Source organism: Acidimicrobiia bacterium (assembly GCA_029210695.1).
Lineage (GTDB): Bacteria > Actinomycetota > Acidimicrobiia > Spongiisociales > JAHEDJ01 > JAHEDJ01.
The window spans coordinates 9,353-26,644 of the sequence record JARGFH010000033.1 but is presented as its reverse complement, the minus strand read 5'-3'; the positions used below and the strand labels follow the sequence as shown (position 1 = coordinate 26,644).

Annotated in this window: 9 protein-coding genes; 5 read left to right on the top strand and 4 right to left on the bottom strand. The window is 64.3% G+C overall.

The genetic code is table 11. The features are described 5' to 3' along the window. Nucleotides 1-24: 24 nt before the first annotated feature. Nucleotides 25-252, top strand: coding sequence for a DUF3107 family protein (locus P1T08_11550; GenBank protein MDF1596705.1), 228 nt, complete (start codon nucleotides 25-27; stop codon nucleotides 250-252). Between the two features lie 122 nt (nucleotides 253-374). Here P1T08_11550 and P1T08_11545 read toward each other — a convergent pair whose 3' ends face one another. Next, a complete protein-coding gene (locus P1T08_11545) occupies nucleotides 375-650 on the bottom strand; it encodes a WhiB family transcriptional regulator (protein ID MDF1596704.1) in 276 nt (91 codons plus the stop codon). A 95-nt stretch (nucleotides 651-745) separates the two neighbouring features. Between P1T08_11545 and P1T08_11540 the strand changes: the two genes are divergently transcribed. Genes P1T08_11540 through P1T08_11530 form a run of 3 tightly spaced genes read left to right on the top strand, consistent with a single transcriptional unit; the run spans nucleotide 746 to nucleotide 2,864 of the window. Then, nucleotides 746-1,453, top strand: coding sequence for a glycerophosphodiester phosphodiesterase (locus tag P1T08_11540; protein ID MDF1596703.1), 708 nt, complete (start codon nucleotides 746-748; stop codon nucleotides 1,451-1,453). After that, nucleotides 1,453-1,908 carry a GatB/YqeY domain-containing protein gene (locus P1T08_11535; protein MDF1596702.1) on the top strand — a complete coding sequence of 152 codons (456 nt, stop codon included), beginning with the start codon at nucleotides 1,453-1,455 and terminating at the stop codon, nucleotides 1,906-1,908. The genes P1T08_11540 and P1T08_11535 overlap by 1 nt, the downstream gene beginning before the upstream one ends. A gap of 29 nt (nucleotides 1,909-1,937) precedes the next feature. Continuing rightward, the gene (locus P1T08_11530; protein ID MDF1596701.1) at nucleotides 1,938-2,864 is read left to right on the top strand and encodes a hypothetical protein; all 927 of its coding nucleotides are present in this window, start codon (nucleotides 1,938-1,940) and stop codon (nucleotides 2,862-2,864) included. Here the strand turns inward: P1T08_11530 and P1T08_11525 are convergent. The 3 genes from P1T08_11525 to P1T08_11515 form a co-directional block, all read right to left on the bottom strand. Next, complete coding sequence (locus P1T08_11525; protein ID MDF1596700.1) at nucleotides 2,844-3,338, bottom strand: hypothetical protein; 495 nt, start codon at nucleotides 3,336-3,338, stop codon at nucleotides 2,844-2,846. The two genes, P1T08_11530 and P1T08_11525, sit on opposite strands and share 21 nt — an antisense overlap. After that, entirely contained in the window at nucleotides 3,335-4,267 is a 933-nt protein-coding gene (locus P1T08_11520) for a ParA family protein (GenBank protein ID MDF1596699.1), read from the bottom strand. Before P1T08_11520 ends, P1T08_11525 begins: the two co-directional genes overlap by 4 nt. Before the next feature lie 93 nt (nucleotides 4,268-4,360). Beyond that, nucleotides 4,361-5,146 carry a Ku protein gene (locus P1T08_11515; GenBank protein MDF1596698.1) on the bottom strand — a complete coding sequence of 262 codons (786 nt, stop codon included), beginning with the start codon at nucleotides 5,144-5,146 and terminating at the stop codon, nucleotides 4,361-4,363. A gap of 246 nt (nucleotides 5,147-5,392) precedes the next feature. On the opposite strand from P1T08_11515, the gene P1T08_11510 reads away from it, so the two are divergent. Further along, on the top strand, nucleotides 5,393-17,251 hold the full coding sequence (locus tag P1T08_11510; GenBank protein ID MDF1596697.1) for an Ig-like domain-containing protein: 11,859 nt from the start codon (nucleotides 5,393-5,395) through the stop codon (nucleotides 17,249-17,251). The last annotated feature ends 41 nt before the right edge of the window (nucleotides 17,252-17,292 follow it).

Sequence of the window (17,292 nt, the reverse complement as noted above, 5' to 3'; positions counted from 1 at the left end):
GATTCCGGCAAACAAGGAGACTACGTGCGCGTTCGCATCGGCATCAGTGAAAGCAGGGAGATCGAGCTCGACGTCGAGGATGCGGGACCGTTCAAGAAAGAGGTCGAGGCCGCTTTCGTGGAGGGTTCATCGCGCGTTCTCTGGGTAGTGGATACGAAGGGGCGGTCGGTCGGGATCCCGGTGCGCAAGATCGCCTACGTCGAGATGGAGGGGACGAAGGACCGGCCGAATGTCGGCTTCGGCGGCGACTGAGCCCATCTTCGGATTTTCTCCGCAATGCAATGACTTGTGACGCGCCACAGTATTGCCGAGAAAACAGGAGAATTGGAGAGGCCGGCGGGTTGCGCCGGCCTCTCTGTCGAGATTCGGTGTCGTTAGCTTGCGCGGCGGCGGCGCTCCGCCAACCAGCGCTTCCGCAGGCGACGACGCTCGTCTTCGGCGTAGCCGCCCCACACGCCGGACTCCTGATTGGACTGGAGGGCGTACTGGAGGCAGTCTTCCTGCACCGAACAGGCGGCACAGATAGTTTTGGCGGAAGCGATCTGATCGAGGGCAAGGCCCGTGGTCCCGATAGGGAAGAACAATGTCGGATCAGAATCGCGACACGAGGCGAGAGTTCGCCATTCGGTTGCGATTGTTTGGGTGAGCACTGAGGTCTCCTGGATGTTTGTGACGTTTTTCACAAGTAGCGTGGAAACTGTAACGGCCGCGCGCCGGGTCCACAAGGGGTAATTTCGGAAAACACATGAAACTGCAAGAATCCAATAATACCCAGGTTGGCGGCCATCGTGGGCTTCCACTGGTCTATCCCGATAATACGCTCGAAGGCATCACTGCCGCGGCGAAAGTGGCCGATTTCATTGAACTGGATGTCCGGAGGTCGGCCGACGGGCAGATGGTGCTCTCCCACGATCCTGCGTTACAAGACACCACGATCCATGATCACACCTGGGAGGAGCTCCGAAATATCGATCTCGGCGGGGGCTACCACCCGGCGTTACTCGAGTTCGTTCTGAACGCCCTTCCCAACACCCCACTCGACATCGAGATCAAGAACTCACCGCTGCAACCCGGCTTTGATCCCGGCGGCGAGGTCGCGGTCGAGGTGGCGGCTTGTGCCAGACCTTTTGACGTCGTCACCTGTTTCTTCTGGCCGACCATGGATATCGTGAAGCTGGCCCTGCCCCACGTCCGCACCGGTCTTCTGGTCGACGAGGGTGGCTCGTTGACAGACGCTATTGAGGCAGCCGTCGCCACCGGACACGAGGTGGTCGCCCCTCACTTCAGTCTCCTCATCAACTCGGGGAGCCGGCCAATAGATCAGGCGCACGAAGCCGGCCTCGAGGTCGTGACCTGGACGGTGAACGATGCCGCCGTCGCCGCCCGCCTGGTCGGAGACGGCGTTGGTGGCATCATCAGCGATGACCCTGAACGAATCCAGCGGGAGCAATAATGAGCATTCAACAGGAACTCGCAGAAGAACTGAAGGACGCCCTTCGGGCTGGTGACGGTCCACGCAAGAACGTGATTCGCGCCGTCCAGACTGAGGCTGCCCGTGCCAAGAGCGAGCCGGGCTTCGCCGGCGAAACCGACGATTCCTTCTATCAAGCCGTCATCGCCTCATTCGTCAAGAAGATGGACAAGTCGCGGCTCGAATACGCGGCCCTCGGCGAACGCGGCGAGCAGATGGCCGGACGCCTCGGATTCGAGGTCGAGTATCTGGGTCGCTGGCTCCCGAAGATGCTCGATGAGGCGGCCACACTCGAGTTGGTCAAGGGCGCCATCACCGAGCTGTCCGCTACCGAGCCCAAGGAAGCCGGCAAGGTGGTCGGATTCCTCATGAAGTCACACAAAGGTGAGGTCGACGGCGCACTCGTCAACCGCCTGGTGCGTGCCGAACTCGAGTGACGCTTCCGACGTACTCTCCCATGCTGGCCATGCCGTGGCGGGAACCGTTTTCCGACCCCGGGTGGGTGTTTGAGGCCAAATGGGATGGTGTACGGACGGTGCTGGGTTGGGACGGAACGGCGGTCCGGGCGGGGAGCCGTACCGGCAACGACCTGCTGCCGGCCTTCCCGGAACTGTCTGCCTTCCGGTGGCCGCGTCCCGGACTGATCGACGGCGAGATCGTCGCCTTCGACTCGACCGGGGTGCCGTCGTTCGAACTGCTCCAATCGCGCATTGGAGCGACGGGCCGGCAGGCGGGCGCTATGGCTCGATCGGTCCCGATCTCCGTGCTGGCTTTCGACGTGCTCTACGACGGCGAACCCTTGTTGACGCACCCGCTCGAGGATCGGACCGGACGGCTGTCGCAGATCGAACCGGGTCTGGTGGTTGTCTCCGCCCAGACCGCCGGCGACGGCGTCGAGTTGTTCGAAGCCGTCCGGGCCTCGGCGATGGAAGGCATCGTCGCCAAACGGCTGGGTTCCCGCTATCGACCGGGGGTCCGGTCGCCCGACTGGCGGAAGGTCGCCGTGATCAATCGCCTCCGGGCCGTCGTCGGCGGCTTCGTGCCGGGAGAGGGCGGACGGGCGAGCAGCTTCGGGAGCCTGCTGCTCGGGCTCTTCGATGGGGAGGCACTTCGCTACATCGGTCGGGTCGGCACCGGGTTCGATGATCGAGCGCTCGAAGCCATCCGCAGCGCGCTGGACGACCTGCAGGCCACCCGATCGCCATTCGACGGGGCAGGCGACCCGGGCCAGGCGCGGTGGGTCCATCCGGGATTGGTGGCGCGTATCACATTCAAGAACTGGACAGTTGCCGGCCGGCTCCGCGCCCCGGTCTTCGAAGGGATCGACCTGGTCGATCCGAATGCGGTTACCTGGCTGGCAGAAGGCCCAGCCTCAGAGGGCGCGCTCGAGTAACTCCGCAACATACGCCGACCGGTTCATCCCGAGTTCCCGGGCGGCTTGGTCGATTTGAGCCAGCGCCTCTTCCCCGATGTTGAGCGGCACCTGGGTTCGGCCCGGTGGTCGACGCCGACGTGGAGCGACAACCTTCAGCGTACCCAGGCGGCGCGCGGCCGTCCGCTGGTCTCGAAGTGGCCCGGCGTGATCCACCAGAGCATTGAGGATGATGTCGATGTAGTAGGTCGCATCCCGCCGAGTCACCGCCTTGAGCTCGCTCGCCAGCGTCGTGGGCAGCGAGAGCGTGATACGACGGGTCTGGCTCTTTCGGGTGGACGGAGCCGGCAGGCGAGTTCGCTTCTTCGGAGCGCGGGGCGACCGGGGGGAGGGCGTCTCGCCGGCGGCCGGGGGATGAGCCTCGGGCGCCTGCGCAGGTTGCGGTGCTGGCTGTGACTTCGCCCCGAAGCCGCTCAGGTCGCGTCTGCGGCTCATGACCCGGCCCATGGGTCGCCGTCGACCACCGCAAATGGCCGGGGCGGTTCCTTCAATCCGATCCGGGTCAGGATCTCACGAGTCAGGTTTTCGTAATCCTCTGCCAGACCATCCGCCGCAGACGAGAACTGTTCAACCGGCCGGCCGGCTCGCGCCGCTTTGATGCGCTCACCCACGGTCACGGTCCGTTGCTGGTGATCGGCCTGCTTCTGGTACTCGTGGCTAAGGATCCCGCGCCGTCTCATATCGAAGGCGCCGCGTTCGGATCGACGAATAACGGCTTCGAAGATCAGCCGGGGATCTCCGAGTTCGGACTCGAGGGACTTGCGGACCTCTCGCCGGATGAGCTTGCCGGCCAGGCTGAAATCGAAGAGGGCGACACCGAGCAATTCGAGGCCGGGGTTGTCGACCGTTCGGACTCCGCCGAACTGCCGGGCCATGAGTTCGAGACCGTCGAGTGACCCGTCGTCGTATTTGACGGGAATGACCAACCAGTGCCCGGCGGTGAGCGCGGCGTCAACCATGATTCCGCCGGCCGGAGGGCAGTCCATCACGATCAGGTCGTAGTTCCCGGCGAGCGGTTCGAGTGCGTAGCGCAGCGCGTGGCGCCCGCCGGAAGGATCGAGGGAGAGAGCGGTGATGAGCTCCGGCGTCGCCGGGCCGGCCGGGATGGCATCGAGACCAGGTCGAACGTCACGAAGAGGAGTCAGAGGTGCACCGAAGGCAACGGCATCGCGCAGGCCGGCACCCCCATCGTCGAGGCCGCGCTGCTTGAACCCGAGGTCGGATCCAAGGTTGCCCTGGGGATCGAGATCGACTGCCAGGACCCGCCACCCGGCGGCGGAGGCCATCCCGGCGACATTGGCGACGATGGTGGTCTTGCCGACGCCGCCCTTGCCATTGGCGACCACCAGCCCGTTCGAAAGCATCAGGGCAGTGTAGCACCAATACGTATACATTACATATACATCACAGATACACCGTTCTCGGCCATGCGTATGGCCTATTCGCCTATTGCCCTTCTAGCTGGCTGCTCGTTTGGCTTTGGTGGCCTCGACGCTTGCCTTGAGGGCTTCGAGGAGATCGATCACCTTGGTCGGCTCCGGCGACTCCGGTGCGATTATCTCTTCGCCTTCGATCTTCTTCTGGGCGAGTTCCTCGATGGATTCACGGGTGTGGTCGGTCCACTCGGCGGGGTCGAAATCCCGGGAGAGGTTCTCGATGATCATGTTGGCCATCTTGGCCTCTTCTTCCCTGACCTCCACCGCGGTGTCGAGTTCCTCGAACCGGGCCTCCCTGATCTCGTCCGGCCAATACATCGTCTCGAGAACCAGCACACCGTTGTTGGGGCGGACCGTGGCCATGTACTGTTTGTCGCGCAGTGCCACTCTGGCGAGACCGATCTTCCCCGAAGCGGCCAGTGCCTCCAGGAGGATGTGATAGGCCTTGACGCCTGTTTGTTCCGGAGCGAGGTAGTACGAGGACTTGTAATACATCGGGTCGATCTCCGACTGGTCCACGAATTGCACGACGTCGACCGCCTTGGCGGCCCCTTTGGCCGTAGCCGACTGGAGCTCTTCGTCGGTGAACACAACGTAGCGACCTTTTTCGATCTCAAAGCCACGCACGATGTCGTCCCAGACCACCTCCTGGCCGTCCGCTTCGGCGACGCGTTTGTACTTGATCGGACTGCCGTCGGTTTGCCGGAGCATCTTGAACTTCGGTGTCCGATTTTCGGTGGCCGAGTAGAGGCCAACCGGAATGGTGACTAGGCCGAAGCTGATGGCCCCCTTCCAGATCGATCGCATGGTTTCGATTCTACGTCGCGAGTAGCCCTGGGCGCTAGGGACTAGTCATTGTGAGCACGTGTGGGATGGCACTCCAGAGGCGCGTCCGGCGGTTCGATGAATACCCATGGCAGTGCAGGAAACCAACGTTGAGCTAATTCCATTTTTCGCGTCGAGCGTGTTCGATATCCGTCGGTCGGGCGGGGCAGTCGGCCCGGCCAGCCCCTCGAGCATGAAGGCGCTCCACAGCCGCAACGGAGCAGGTACGTGAACATCGCCGATCTCAGTTCCCGGAAGGCGGGCGCCGGAAGGCAGTCGGCTTTCACGCGCATCAGCGGACGTTCGACGCTGACGGCATTGATCGCGTTCCTCGTCGTAGTGTCGCAGTTCGCCGCTCCGTTTCTCGCCGCTGCGGCGGCGGCCACCACGCTGACCGTCACGCCAATCACCTGGGACATGATCGGTCTCGATTCGAACAGCCCGGCCACCGGACCTTCGGAGTACCTCGTCGGTGCCAGGGTGTGCAACGCTGGGTCAGAGGCCACTGCGAATGCCGTTGCCACCTTCCGCTGGGATGGTACGAGTCCCACCTACATCACCTTGGCAAGTCCGGCGTCGCAGACGATCGGCAACCTCGCCCCGGGCGCCTGTCGCCGGGTTTACTTCAAGGTGACGGTCAGCAAGGTTGCCGCGGCGTTCGACACCACCGGCCGTTACTACATCGAAGTCACGTCGAGCAACGCAGCTACCGCTTCCACTCCCCGGCCACGACAGCTCTACGTTGAGAAGCTCATCTCGCAGTTCCACAACAAGGCCGTCTCGCTCACCAAGACCTCTGCCGGCGATCTCGTGGTCGGCACCCAGGCGACCTTCGTGCTCACCGGGACCACCGCCACGAACGGCTATGAGCAACTCGTCAACCTCGTCCCGTTCGACCCGGCTATCTTCCAAATCGTCTCCGTGGCCGCGGCCTATACCGCCCCATCCGGAGCGACGAACGACAAGATGCACGCGGACGCCTGCGGTTGGGACGCCGTCCCGACCAGTGCCACCTACCGATCCTGCATCGGCCCGCTCCTGTGGGGGGGCAAGGCGGGCGGAGACATCGCAGTCACCTTCACCGTCAACGTGGTCGGCGCCGGATCCGGGACACTGCGGCCCCTCATCTACGACTTCTCAGGATCCAGCTTCCGTTACAACGACAATTGGTCCACCCTCTTTCTTGCCTATACGGCCGTCACTCGTGCCGACCTCGCCATCACCAAGTCCGCAACTGCGACCGCCGGGGTGGGCGAGGCGATCGCCTACTCGTTGAACGTGACCAACAACGGCGCGTCGTCCGCCAACGGCGTTACCGTCTCAGATCCGCTTCCGGCGGGTGTGACCTACACCTCGGCGTCGACCTCTCTTGGATCGTGCACGTTCACCGCTCCGACGGTCACCTGCAATCTCGGAACGATGGCAAAGGGCCAGACCGCCACGATCACGATCAACGGCACAGTGGCGAGTGGCACTGCCGGCACCCTCACCAATACCGCCACCGTGGCATCGACCACCACCGACCCGACCCCGGCCAATAACACGGCCACCGCTACGACGACGGTCGCCAATGCGGACCTGTCCGCGATCAAGACCGTCAGCGACTCCACGCCCCGGGTGGGAGCGACGATCACGTACGGGATCACCGTTACCAACAACGGTCCCGATGCAGCCAGCGGAGTCAGAGTGGCCGATTTGCTGCCGGCCGGTGTGACCTATGTCTCGGACAACGGTTCAGGCTCGTACAGCGTTGCCTCCGGCCTCTGGACGATCGGGGCCCTGGCTGCGGGTGGCTCCAGAACTCTCTCCATAACGGCCACCGTCGCGTCGGGAACCGCCGGCGCGACGATCACCAACACCGCCTCCGTGTCGGCGTCGTCTCCGGGCGACGGGACCCCGGCCAACAACACGGCAGCCGTTTCGATCACGGTCAATACCCCGCCGGTGGCGAACGCTGATGCGGCGACTACCCCGGAGGACACGCCGGTCACGATCGATGCCGCCGCCAACGATGCGGACGTGGATGGGAACCTGGATCCGACCACGACCGCGCTGTCGTCCGGCCCCGCCAACGGGACCCTCCAGAACAACGGCGACGGAACGTTCACCTACACCCCGGCCCCGGACTTCAATGGGAGCGACTCGTTCACCTATGGAATCTGCGACACGGACGGTGAGTGCGCCACGGCCACGGTGACGATCGCGGTGGATCCGCGCAACGACGCGCCGGTGGCTGTCGACGACTCGTACACGACCGACGAGGACACGGCCATCACGGTGCCGGCGCCGGGGCTGCTCGGGAACGACACCGATATCGACGGCGATACGCTGACCGTCACTCTCCTGACCGGTCCCTCGGACGGCACCCTGGCTCAGAACTCCACCGGCGGTTTCGTCTACACACCGGATCCCGATTTCAACGGTGTCGACTCGTACACATACGAATCCTGTGACGCAGGTGGATTGTGCGACCAGGCGACGGTGACGATCACGGTTGGCGCAGTCAACGACGCTCCGGTGGCAGTCGACGATTCCTACTCAACCGACGAAGACACGCTGCTGACGGTGCCGGCCGCCGGCATCCTCGCCAATGACTCCGACGTCGAAGGCGACACCCTGACGGTCAATCCCTTGACGGGTCCTTCCGATGGAACGCTGACGCAGAACGCCGACGGCTCGTTCACGTATCTGCCGGATGCCGACTTCAACGGCAGCGACTCGTTCACCTACGAGGCGTGCGACCCGAGCGGCGCCTGCGCTCCGGCGATGGTCACGATCACGGTGGGCGCGGTCAACGACGCGCCGGTGGCTGTCGACGATACGGTCACGGTGGCGGAGGGGGGCACGGTGGTGGTGCTCGACAGCGCGGCGACCACGGTGCAGGCCAACGACACCGATGTCGAGGACGGCGTGCCGGCCGGGTCGGTGGCGCTGGTGACCGGACCGGCCAACGGTGTGCTCACCCTGAACCCGGATGGCACGTTCTCCTATGTTCACAACGGTTCGGAGACCACCACCGATTCGTTCACCTATACCGTGACCGATTCCGACGGCCTGATCTCGAACGTGGCGACCGTTCTCATCACGATCACCCCGGTCAACGACGACCCGGCGGCAGTAGACGATGCGTACACGACGGACGAGGACACGCCGCTCGCCATCGCCGCGCCCGGCTTGCTCGACAACGACACCGACGGCGAGAGCGACCCGCTCACTGTGACCGGGATCGATGTGACGGGCACCACCGGTACCGTCACCTGGAACGCCGACGGATCATTCGGCTACACACCGGCCGCCAACTTCAACGGCGTCGATACGTTCACCTACGACATCGCTGATGGCAACGGCGGTGCCGATACGGCCACGGTCACGATCACCGTCGACCCGGTCAACGACGACCCGGTGGCAGTCGATGACTCGTATTCGACCAACGAAGACACGGCGCTTACCCTGCCGGTGCCGGGAGTTCTCGGAAACGACTCAGACGTCGACGGGGATCCTCTGCTGGTTGACTCATACACCCAACCCCCCAATGGGTCGGTTTCGGTGAGCGCGGATGGATCTCTGACGTACACCCCCGACGCCGATTTCAACGGGACGGACACCTTCGACTACACGATTTCAGACGGCAACGGCGGCACCGCAACTGCGACGGTCACCATTGCCGTCGATCCCGTCAACGACGCACCGGTCGCCACAGATGGCGTCTACCTCACTGAAGAGGACACCCCCGTGGCGGGGAACATCCTCACCGACGACACCGGCGCCGGAGTTGACTTCGATGTTGATGGTGATCCTCTCTCGGTTGCGCTCCTCTCCGACGTGTCGAACGGCACACTCACACTCAATACAAACGGGACGTTCGACTACACCCCGAACTCGGACTTCTCCGGCACCGACACCTTCTGGTACACCCTCAGCGACGGCAACCTTGGCTTCGATGCGGCGCAGGTTACGATCACGGTCGACGCCGGTCCCGACGCGGTCGATGACACTTACACGACCGACGAGGACACGCCGGCCACCTTTGCCGTGTCGGTGCTGACGAACGACGATCAGGGCGACGCCCCCGCCACCGTCACCGCCTTCGACACCACCGGTACCCTCGGTGTGGTGTCGGTGGCGGCGGACGGCACCGTGTCCTACGACCCGGACGGCCGGTTTGAGAGACTGGCAGTCGGAGAGACGGTGACCGATACCTTCACGTACACGATCACCGATGCCGACGGAGACACGTCGACGGCCACCGTGACCGTCAACATCGATGGCGTGAACGACACCCCGGCGGCGGTCGACGACGCATACTCGACGACCGAAGACACACCCCTCAGCGTGCCTGCCGACGGCGTCCTCGGCAACGACTCCGACATCGACGGCGACACGCTGGTCGTCGACTCATACACGCAACCGGCCAACGGAATCGTGACGGTGAATGCCGATGGATCTCTGACCTACACACCCGCCGCCGATTTCAACGGCGATGACACCTTCACCTACACCGTCTCAGACGGCAACGGCGGGACCGCCACGGCCACCGTCACGGTCACCGTGGTCGAAGCCAACGACCCACCGGTAGCCGGCGACGATCCGGCGACCACTCCGGAGGACACGCCGGTCACGATCGATGCTGCAGCCAACGACACCGACGTCGATGGCAACCTCGACCCGACCACGGCCGCGGTGTTGTCCGGCCCCGCCAACGGGGCCCTCCAGAACAACGGCGACGGAACGTTCACCTACACCCCGGACCCGGACTTCAACGGAATCGACGCCTTCACCTACGAGATCTGCGACACGATCGGTGCCTGTGACCAGGCAACCGTCACGATCACGGTGGTGCCTACCCCCGACCTGGTTGACGACACCTACTCGACCGACGAGGACACCGCCCTGGTGATTCCCGGCCCCGGCGTCCTGGCCAACGACGACCTCGGTGACGGACTCGACACGCTCACCGTCACCACATCACCCGCCGACGGGACCCTGGCCCTCAACAGCGACGGATCATTCACCTACACACCCGACGCCAACTCCAACGGGAGCGACTCGTTCACCTACGAGGCCTGCGATATCAACGGCGCCTGCGACACTGCGACGGTGACGATCACGGTGGGCGCGGTCAACGACGCGCCGGTGGCTGTCGACGATACGGTCACGGTGGCGGAGGGGGGCACGGTGGTGGTGCTCGACAGCGCGGCGACCACGGTGCAGGCCAACGACACCGATGTCGAGGACGGCGTGCCGGCCGGGTCGGTGGCGCTGGTGACCGGACCGGCCAACGGTGTGCTCACCCTGAACCCGGATGGCACGTTCTCCTATGTTCACAACGGTTCGGAGACCACCACCGATTCGTTCACCTATACCGTGACCGATTCCGACGGCCTGATCTCGAACGTGGCGACCGTTCTCATCACGATCACCCCGGTCAACGACGACCCGACCGCAGTCGACGACTCGGTGACCACCGATGAGGATCTGGACGTCGTCATCGCCGTCCTGGGCAATGATTCCGATGTCGACGGCGACCCGCTCGCCGTGGTGTCGGCGACGACCCCGGCGAACGGGTCGGTGACGATCAACGCGGACGGGACGATCACCTACGCCCCGGACGCCGATTTCAACGGGACGGATTCCTTCGACTACACGATTTCCGACGGCAACGGCGGCACTGCTACCGCCACGGTGACGATCACGGTGGACCCGGTCAACGATGCGCCGATCGCCGCCGACGATTTCGACATCACCGGCCAGGACGTGGCCGTCTCGACCGGTGTACTCGGAAACGACACCGACCTCGACGGGCTGATCGATCCGACCACGGTGACGGTCGGCAACGGCGTCAACGGCCTTCTCGAACCTCTCAACGGTTGGGTGACCGTCAATCTCGACGGAACGGTCACCTACAACCCGAATGCCGGCTTCACCGGGATCGATGTCTACGAGTACGAGGTGTGCGACAACGGCACGCCGGTTGAGTGTGACACTGCCATGGTGACGATCACCATCGTGCCCGACATCCCGCCGACCGCCGTCGACGACAGCGCCACGACCCCGGAAGATGCGCCGGTGACGGTCGACGTGGTCGCTAACGACACCGACATCGACGGGACGGTCGACCCGACCACGGTCGCCATCGACGGCCCACCAACCAACGGGACCGTCGCGGTAGATCCGATCACGGGCGAGATCACCTATACCCCGGATCCCGACTTCTTCGGCACCGACACCTTCACGTATACCGTCGCAGACGACGATCGAGTCGTGTCGGCGCCGGCCACGGTGACCATCACGGTCACCCCGGTCGATGACCTGCCGCTGGCGGTCGACGACACGAACTCCGTTCCGGAAGACGGCGGTCCTGTATCCGGGAATGTTCTGGGCAACGATACCGGTCTGGGCGACGGCGGGATCACGGTCACCTTGATTGCCGACGTGGCGGGCGGGACCCTCGCCCTGAGCTCCGACGGAACCTACGACTACACGCCCGATCCCGACTTTGCAGGCACGGACACCTTCATCTACGAGGTGTGCGATGTCGACGGCGACTGCGCGCAGGCGACCGTTACTATCACAGTCGTTGGGTCCAACGACGCTCCGGTGGCGGTGGATGACCCGGCGACCACCGACGAGGATGTGCCGGTCACGATCACCGTGCTCGCCAACGACTCGGACGTCGACGGCGACGGCCTGGTCGTCGCCTCGGTGTCCGACCCGGCCACCGGGTCTGCGGTCGTCAACGCCGACGGCACGGTGACCTACACACCAGACGCCGACTTCAGTGGCGTCGACACCTTCATCTATGAGATCTCCGACGGAAACGGTGGCACCGCCACCGCCACCGTGACGGTGACCGTCGACCCGATCAACGACGCCCCCGACGCAGTAGGCGATGCTTACAGCACCAACGCCGACACGGTGCTCAACGTCGCGGCCCCCGGTGTGCTCGCCAACGACGCCGACATCGACGGCGATCTTCCCACTGTTGCCACCATCGACACCACCGGTACGGCGGGCACAGTGACCGTGAACTCCAACGGTTCGTTCGACTACGACCCGGCCGGAGCCTATGCCGCCCTGCCGCCGGGGGTGCCGGCAGACGACACGTTCACCTACGAGATCTCCGACGGCCGCGGCGGTGTCGACACGGCAACCGTCACCATCACGGTGATCGGGACCGGCGACGCGCCCCAGGCAACCGACGACTCGACAACGACCTTCGAGGACACGCCGGTCATGATCGAGGTGGTTTCAAACGACTTCGATATCGACGGCGACCTCGACCCGACCGCCGTCACCGTCGACTCGCCACCCGCCAGCGGTATCGCCACCGTCAACGCGGATGGCACGATCACCTATGCCCCGAACGGCGACTTCTTCGGAACCGACACCTTCACCTACGAGATCTGCGACAACACCGGCCTGTGTGACACTGCCACCGTCACGGTCACGGTGAGCGCGGTCGAGGATGCCCCGGTGGCCCGCGACGACGCCGGAACCACCGACGAAGACGTCGCGGTCACCGTCCCGGTGCTCGCCAACGATTCCGACGCTGAGGGCAACCTGGATCCGTCCACACTGGCTCTCCTCACCGATCCTGCCGACGGTATCGCCACCGTCAACGCCGATGGCACGATCACCTATGCCCCGAACGGCGACTTCTTCGGGACCGACACGTTCACCTACGAGATCTGTGACAACACCGGCCTGTGTGACACTGCCACCGTCACGGTGATCGTCAACTCGATCAACGATGCTCCCGATGCCATCGACGACACGGAGACGACCGACGAGGACACGGCAGTCGTGATCTCTGTACAGGGCAACGACGACGACCCGGATGGAGATGCGCTGACAACCGCCGCGGTAGGTACGCCCACGAACGGCGGCGCGGCCATCAACCCCGATGGGACTATCACCTATACCCCGGACGCCGACTTCTGGGGCGCCGACTCCTTCACCTATACGGTGTGCGATCCGCTCGGGTTGTGCGACACGGCGACCGTCACGGTGACGGTCAACGACGTCAACGATCCTCCGGTCGCCAACGATGACGCCACCACCACCGACGAGGACGTGCCCGTCGCGGTCGATCTCGATGTAAACGATGCGGATCTCGACGGTGCCGTTGACCCGGCCAGCGTGGTGGTTGTCGACGTCCCGGCCAACGGCACGATCACGGCGATCAACTCAGACGGGTCGGTCGAGTACACGCCGAACCCCGGTTTCTGGGGCACCGACTCGTTCACCTATACGGTTCTCGATGACGACGGTGCCGTCTCGAATGTTGCCATCGTGACGATCACAGTGAACTCGGTGAACGATGTTCCTGAGGCCTCAGATGACTCGGCCACAACGGATGAGGACACACCGGTGACCATCGCCGTGCAGGGCAACGACACCGACCCCGATGGCGACGCACTGACTACGACCATCGTCAGCCAACCTGCCCGCGGTTCGGTAGGCGTCAATGTCGACGGCAGCGTCGACTACACCCCGGAGGCCGACTTCTTCGGCGCAGATGCCTTCGTGTATGAGGTTTGCGACGCCGACCTCGCCTGCGATCAGGCCACCGTGACGGTCACGGTCAACGATGTCAACGATCCTCCGGTCGCCAACGACGACGCGGCTTCGGTCGAAGAGGGTGGCACGTTCTCGATCACCGTCGACGTGCTGGCGAACGACTCCGATGTCGACGGGACGCTCGTTGAGGCGAGCGTCACCGTGGGCGATGGTGTGAACGGCCTCTTCGAGCCGGCCAACGGTTCGCTCGTCGTCAATGCCGGCGGCACCATCACCTACACACCGGTGGCAGGATTCGCCGGCACCGACACGTTCGAGTACGAGGTCTGTGATGATGACGGCGCCTGCGATACCGCAACGGTCACCATCCTCGTCACCGACAACACGCCGCCCGTCCCGGTCGATGATCCGGCCACGACCGGTGAGGATGCTCCGGTGACGATTCCGGTGTTGGACAACGACATCGATCCCGATGGTGATTCGTTGACGGTGGATTCGGTGACGCAGCCGGCCAACGGCTCGGTGGCGGTCAACCCCGATGGGACGGTCGCTTACACCCCGAACGCCGACTTCTTCGGAACCGACACGTTCACCTACGCAGCGTGCGACGACGGGATTCCCGCCGAATGCGCCACCGCCACAGTGGCCGTCACGGTCACCCCGGTCAACGACGCTCCGGTGGCGGGCGATGACCTGGCGACGACGGATGAGGATGTTGCGGTGGTGGTCAACCTGGTCGGAAACGATTCCGATCTCGAGGACGTCATCGTCGACCCGGCCACGGTGGTGGTGACTTCTGGTCCGGCCGACGGCACGCTCGTGGTCTATGCCGATGGGACGGTTCTCTACATGCCGGCGGCCGGTTGGTGGGGCACCGACACGTTCACCTATACGGTCGACGACTTCGACGGTTTGACCTCGAACGAGGCGACGGTGACGGTGACGGTCAACTCGATCAACGATGCTCCGCAAGCGACCGATGACCCGGCCACGACCGGTGAGGACACTCCGGTGACGATTCCGGTGTTGGACAACGACGGTGATCCCGATGGGGACCTGTTGACGGTGGATTCGGTGACGCAGCCTGCCAACGGCTCGGTGGCGGTCAACCCCGATGGGACGGTCGCTTACACCCCGAACGCCGACTTCTTCGGAACCGACACGTTCACCTATACGGTGTGTGATCCCGATGGTCTGTGTGACANNNNGGTCGCTTACACCCCGAACGCCGACTTCTTCGGAACCGACACGTTCACCTATACGGTGTGTGATCCCGATGGTCTGTGTGACACGGGCCTCGTCACCATCGACGTCACCCCGGTCAACGACCCGCCGGTGGCGATCAACGAGACGCCGGTCACCGACGAGGACACGCCGATCTCATTCAACGTCCTGGCCAACGACACCGATCCCGAGGGTGACACCCTGACGGTCGACTCCTGGACCAACCCGATCAACGGGACGATCACACTCGACCCGGTGACCGGCGCCGTCACCTACACGCCCGACCCCGGTTTCTTCGGAAACGACTCATTCATATACACCGTCTGTGATGCCGGCACCCCGCAGCTGTGCGCAGCGGCGACCGTCGAGATCGACGTCCTGCCCGTGAACGACCCCCCGGTTGTGGCACCCGACTCAGCCGCAACCGATGAGGGCACACCCGTCACGATCACTGTGCTCGGCAACGACTCCGACCCAGACGGCGACTCGCTGGCCGTCAACATCGTGACGCCGCCCGCCAACGGAGCCGTCACCGTCAACGGTGATGGAACGGTCACGTACGCTCCGGAGGCCAACTTCTCGGGCACCGACACATTTGACTACGAAGCTTGCGACCCGTCCGGCGCCTGCGCTACGACGACTGCCGTCGTCACGGTGGCTCCGGTCAACGACGCTCCGGTGGTAGTGAACGATCTGGTGACGACCGATGAGGACACCCCGGTCACGATCATCCTGCTCGGCAACGATTCCGATCCCGAGGGAGACACGCTCACGGTGACATCGGTGACGGCACCGGCCAACGGCACGATCGGGATAAACGCGGACGGCACGATCACCTACACACCCGCCCCCGATTTCAACGGCACCGACGCATTCACATACACGGTGTGCGACCCGTCGGACGCCTGCGCCACGGCGACGGTATCGGTGATCATCACTCCGGCCAACGATGGACCCGTGGCTGTAGATGACACCATCGCCACCGAGGGTCCGGTGACGATTCCGGTGCTGGCCAACGATTCGGACATCGATGGGGACACCCTCTCGGTGACCTCGGCCACGTCGCCGGCCGACGGTGTGATCACAATCAACGCCGACGGCACCATCACGTACACACCCGATCCCGCCTTCGAGGGTGTCGACACGTTCACCTACACGGTGTGTGACACCTCGGACTCCTGCGACACGGCCGGGGTGACGGTGGCCGTTGCCCAGCTCGGTCGGATCAGCGGGGTTGTCTGGATGGACGTCGACGGTGACGGATTGTTCGACTCAGGTGAGTTCGACCTCTCGAATATCGCGATCGAGTTCACCTGCGCCGGCGCCGATGGGATCGTCGGTACCACTGACGACATTGAGCTGCCGTCGGCCTTCACGGGTAGCCCGTACCTGGCGACCGACGTTCCTCCCGGGTTCTGCAGGGTGAGCGTCGATACTTCGACGCTGCCCGCCGGCCTGGTTCCGACCTTCGACATCGACGGTGGTTCCGATGCCGCTGCCCTGATGTTGGTTGGTCCCGGCTCGACCGTTGGTGGCATCGACTTCGGATTCACCGATGTAAACGACCCGCCGGTGGCGGTCGACGACGAGGCGGAGACCGCCGAGGACACGGCGGTGACGATTCCGGTGGTTTCGAACGACTCGGATCCGGAAGGCGAGCCGCTGACGATCACTTCGTTGTCGCAACCGGCCAACGGGTCCGTGGCAATCAACGCAGACGGAACCGTCACCTATACCCCGAAAGCAGGCTTCTCCGGCATCGACTTGATCAACTACACGGTGTGCGACGCGGTCGGCCAATGCGCAACGGCCGCCGTGACGATCACCGTATCTGCGGTGAACGACGCACCGGTAGTCACCACCACCGACATCAGGGTGACGGTGGGCGACTCGCTGCCGGCGCTCGGATCGTTCGACTCCGAGGGCAACAGCTACCGTCTCGTGATCCTGTCCGGCGCACTCCCGGCCGGCATCACCATGAACCCGGACGGCACGTTCGCGGGCAGGACCTCAGTTACGGCGCTCCTGACCCTCACGATCGAGGCATGTGATGACCTCGGCGCCTGCGCCATCTACACGGTGTTCATCGATGTTCTACCACCGGCGCTCGCCAGCCTTGACAACGGCGACACGGTGCCTGCGACCCTCGCTAGAACGGGTATGGACAGTGACGCTCTGGTGCTGTTTGCCGGCATTCTGCTGGCGCTCGGGCTTGCCATCGTGATGCGGGCCGGTCGTCGCCAGGAACGATCGGCCATCCTGCCGCAGGTAGCCGGCTGTGGCAAGGCCACCCGCCCGTCCCACCAAACCCCCAAGCCGAATATGTGGTGGGGGAGCGAGTAGAAGCTCGAGAGAGCCATCCGGCGGACGGGACCCTCTACTCA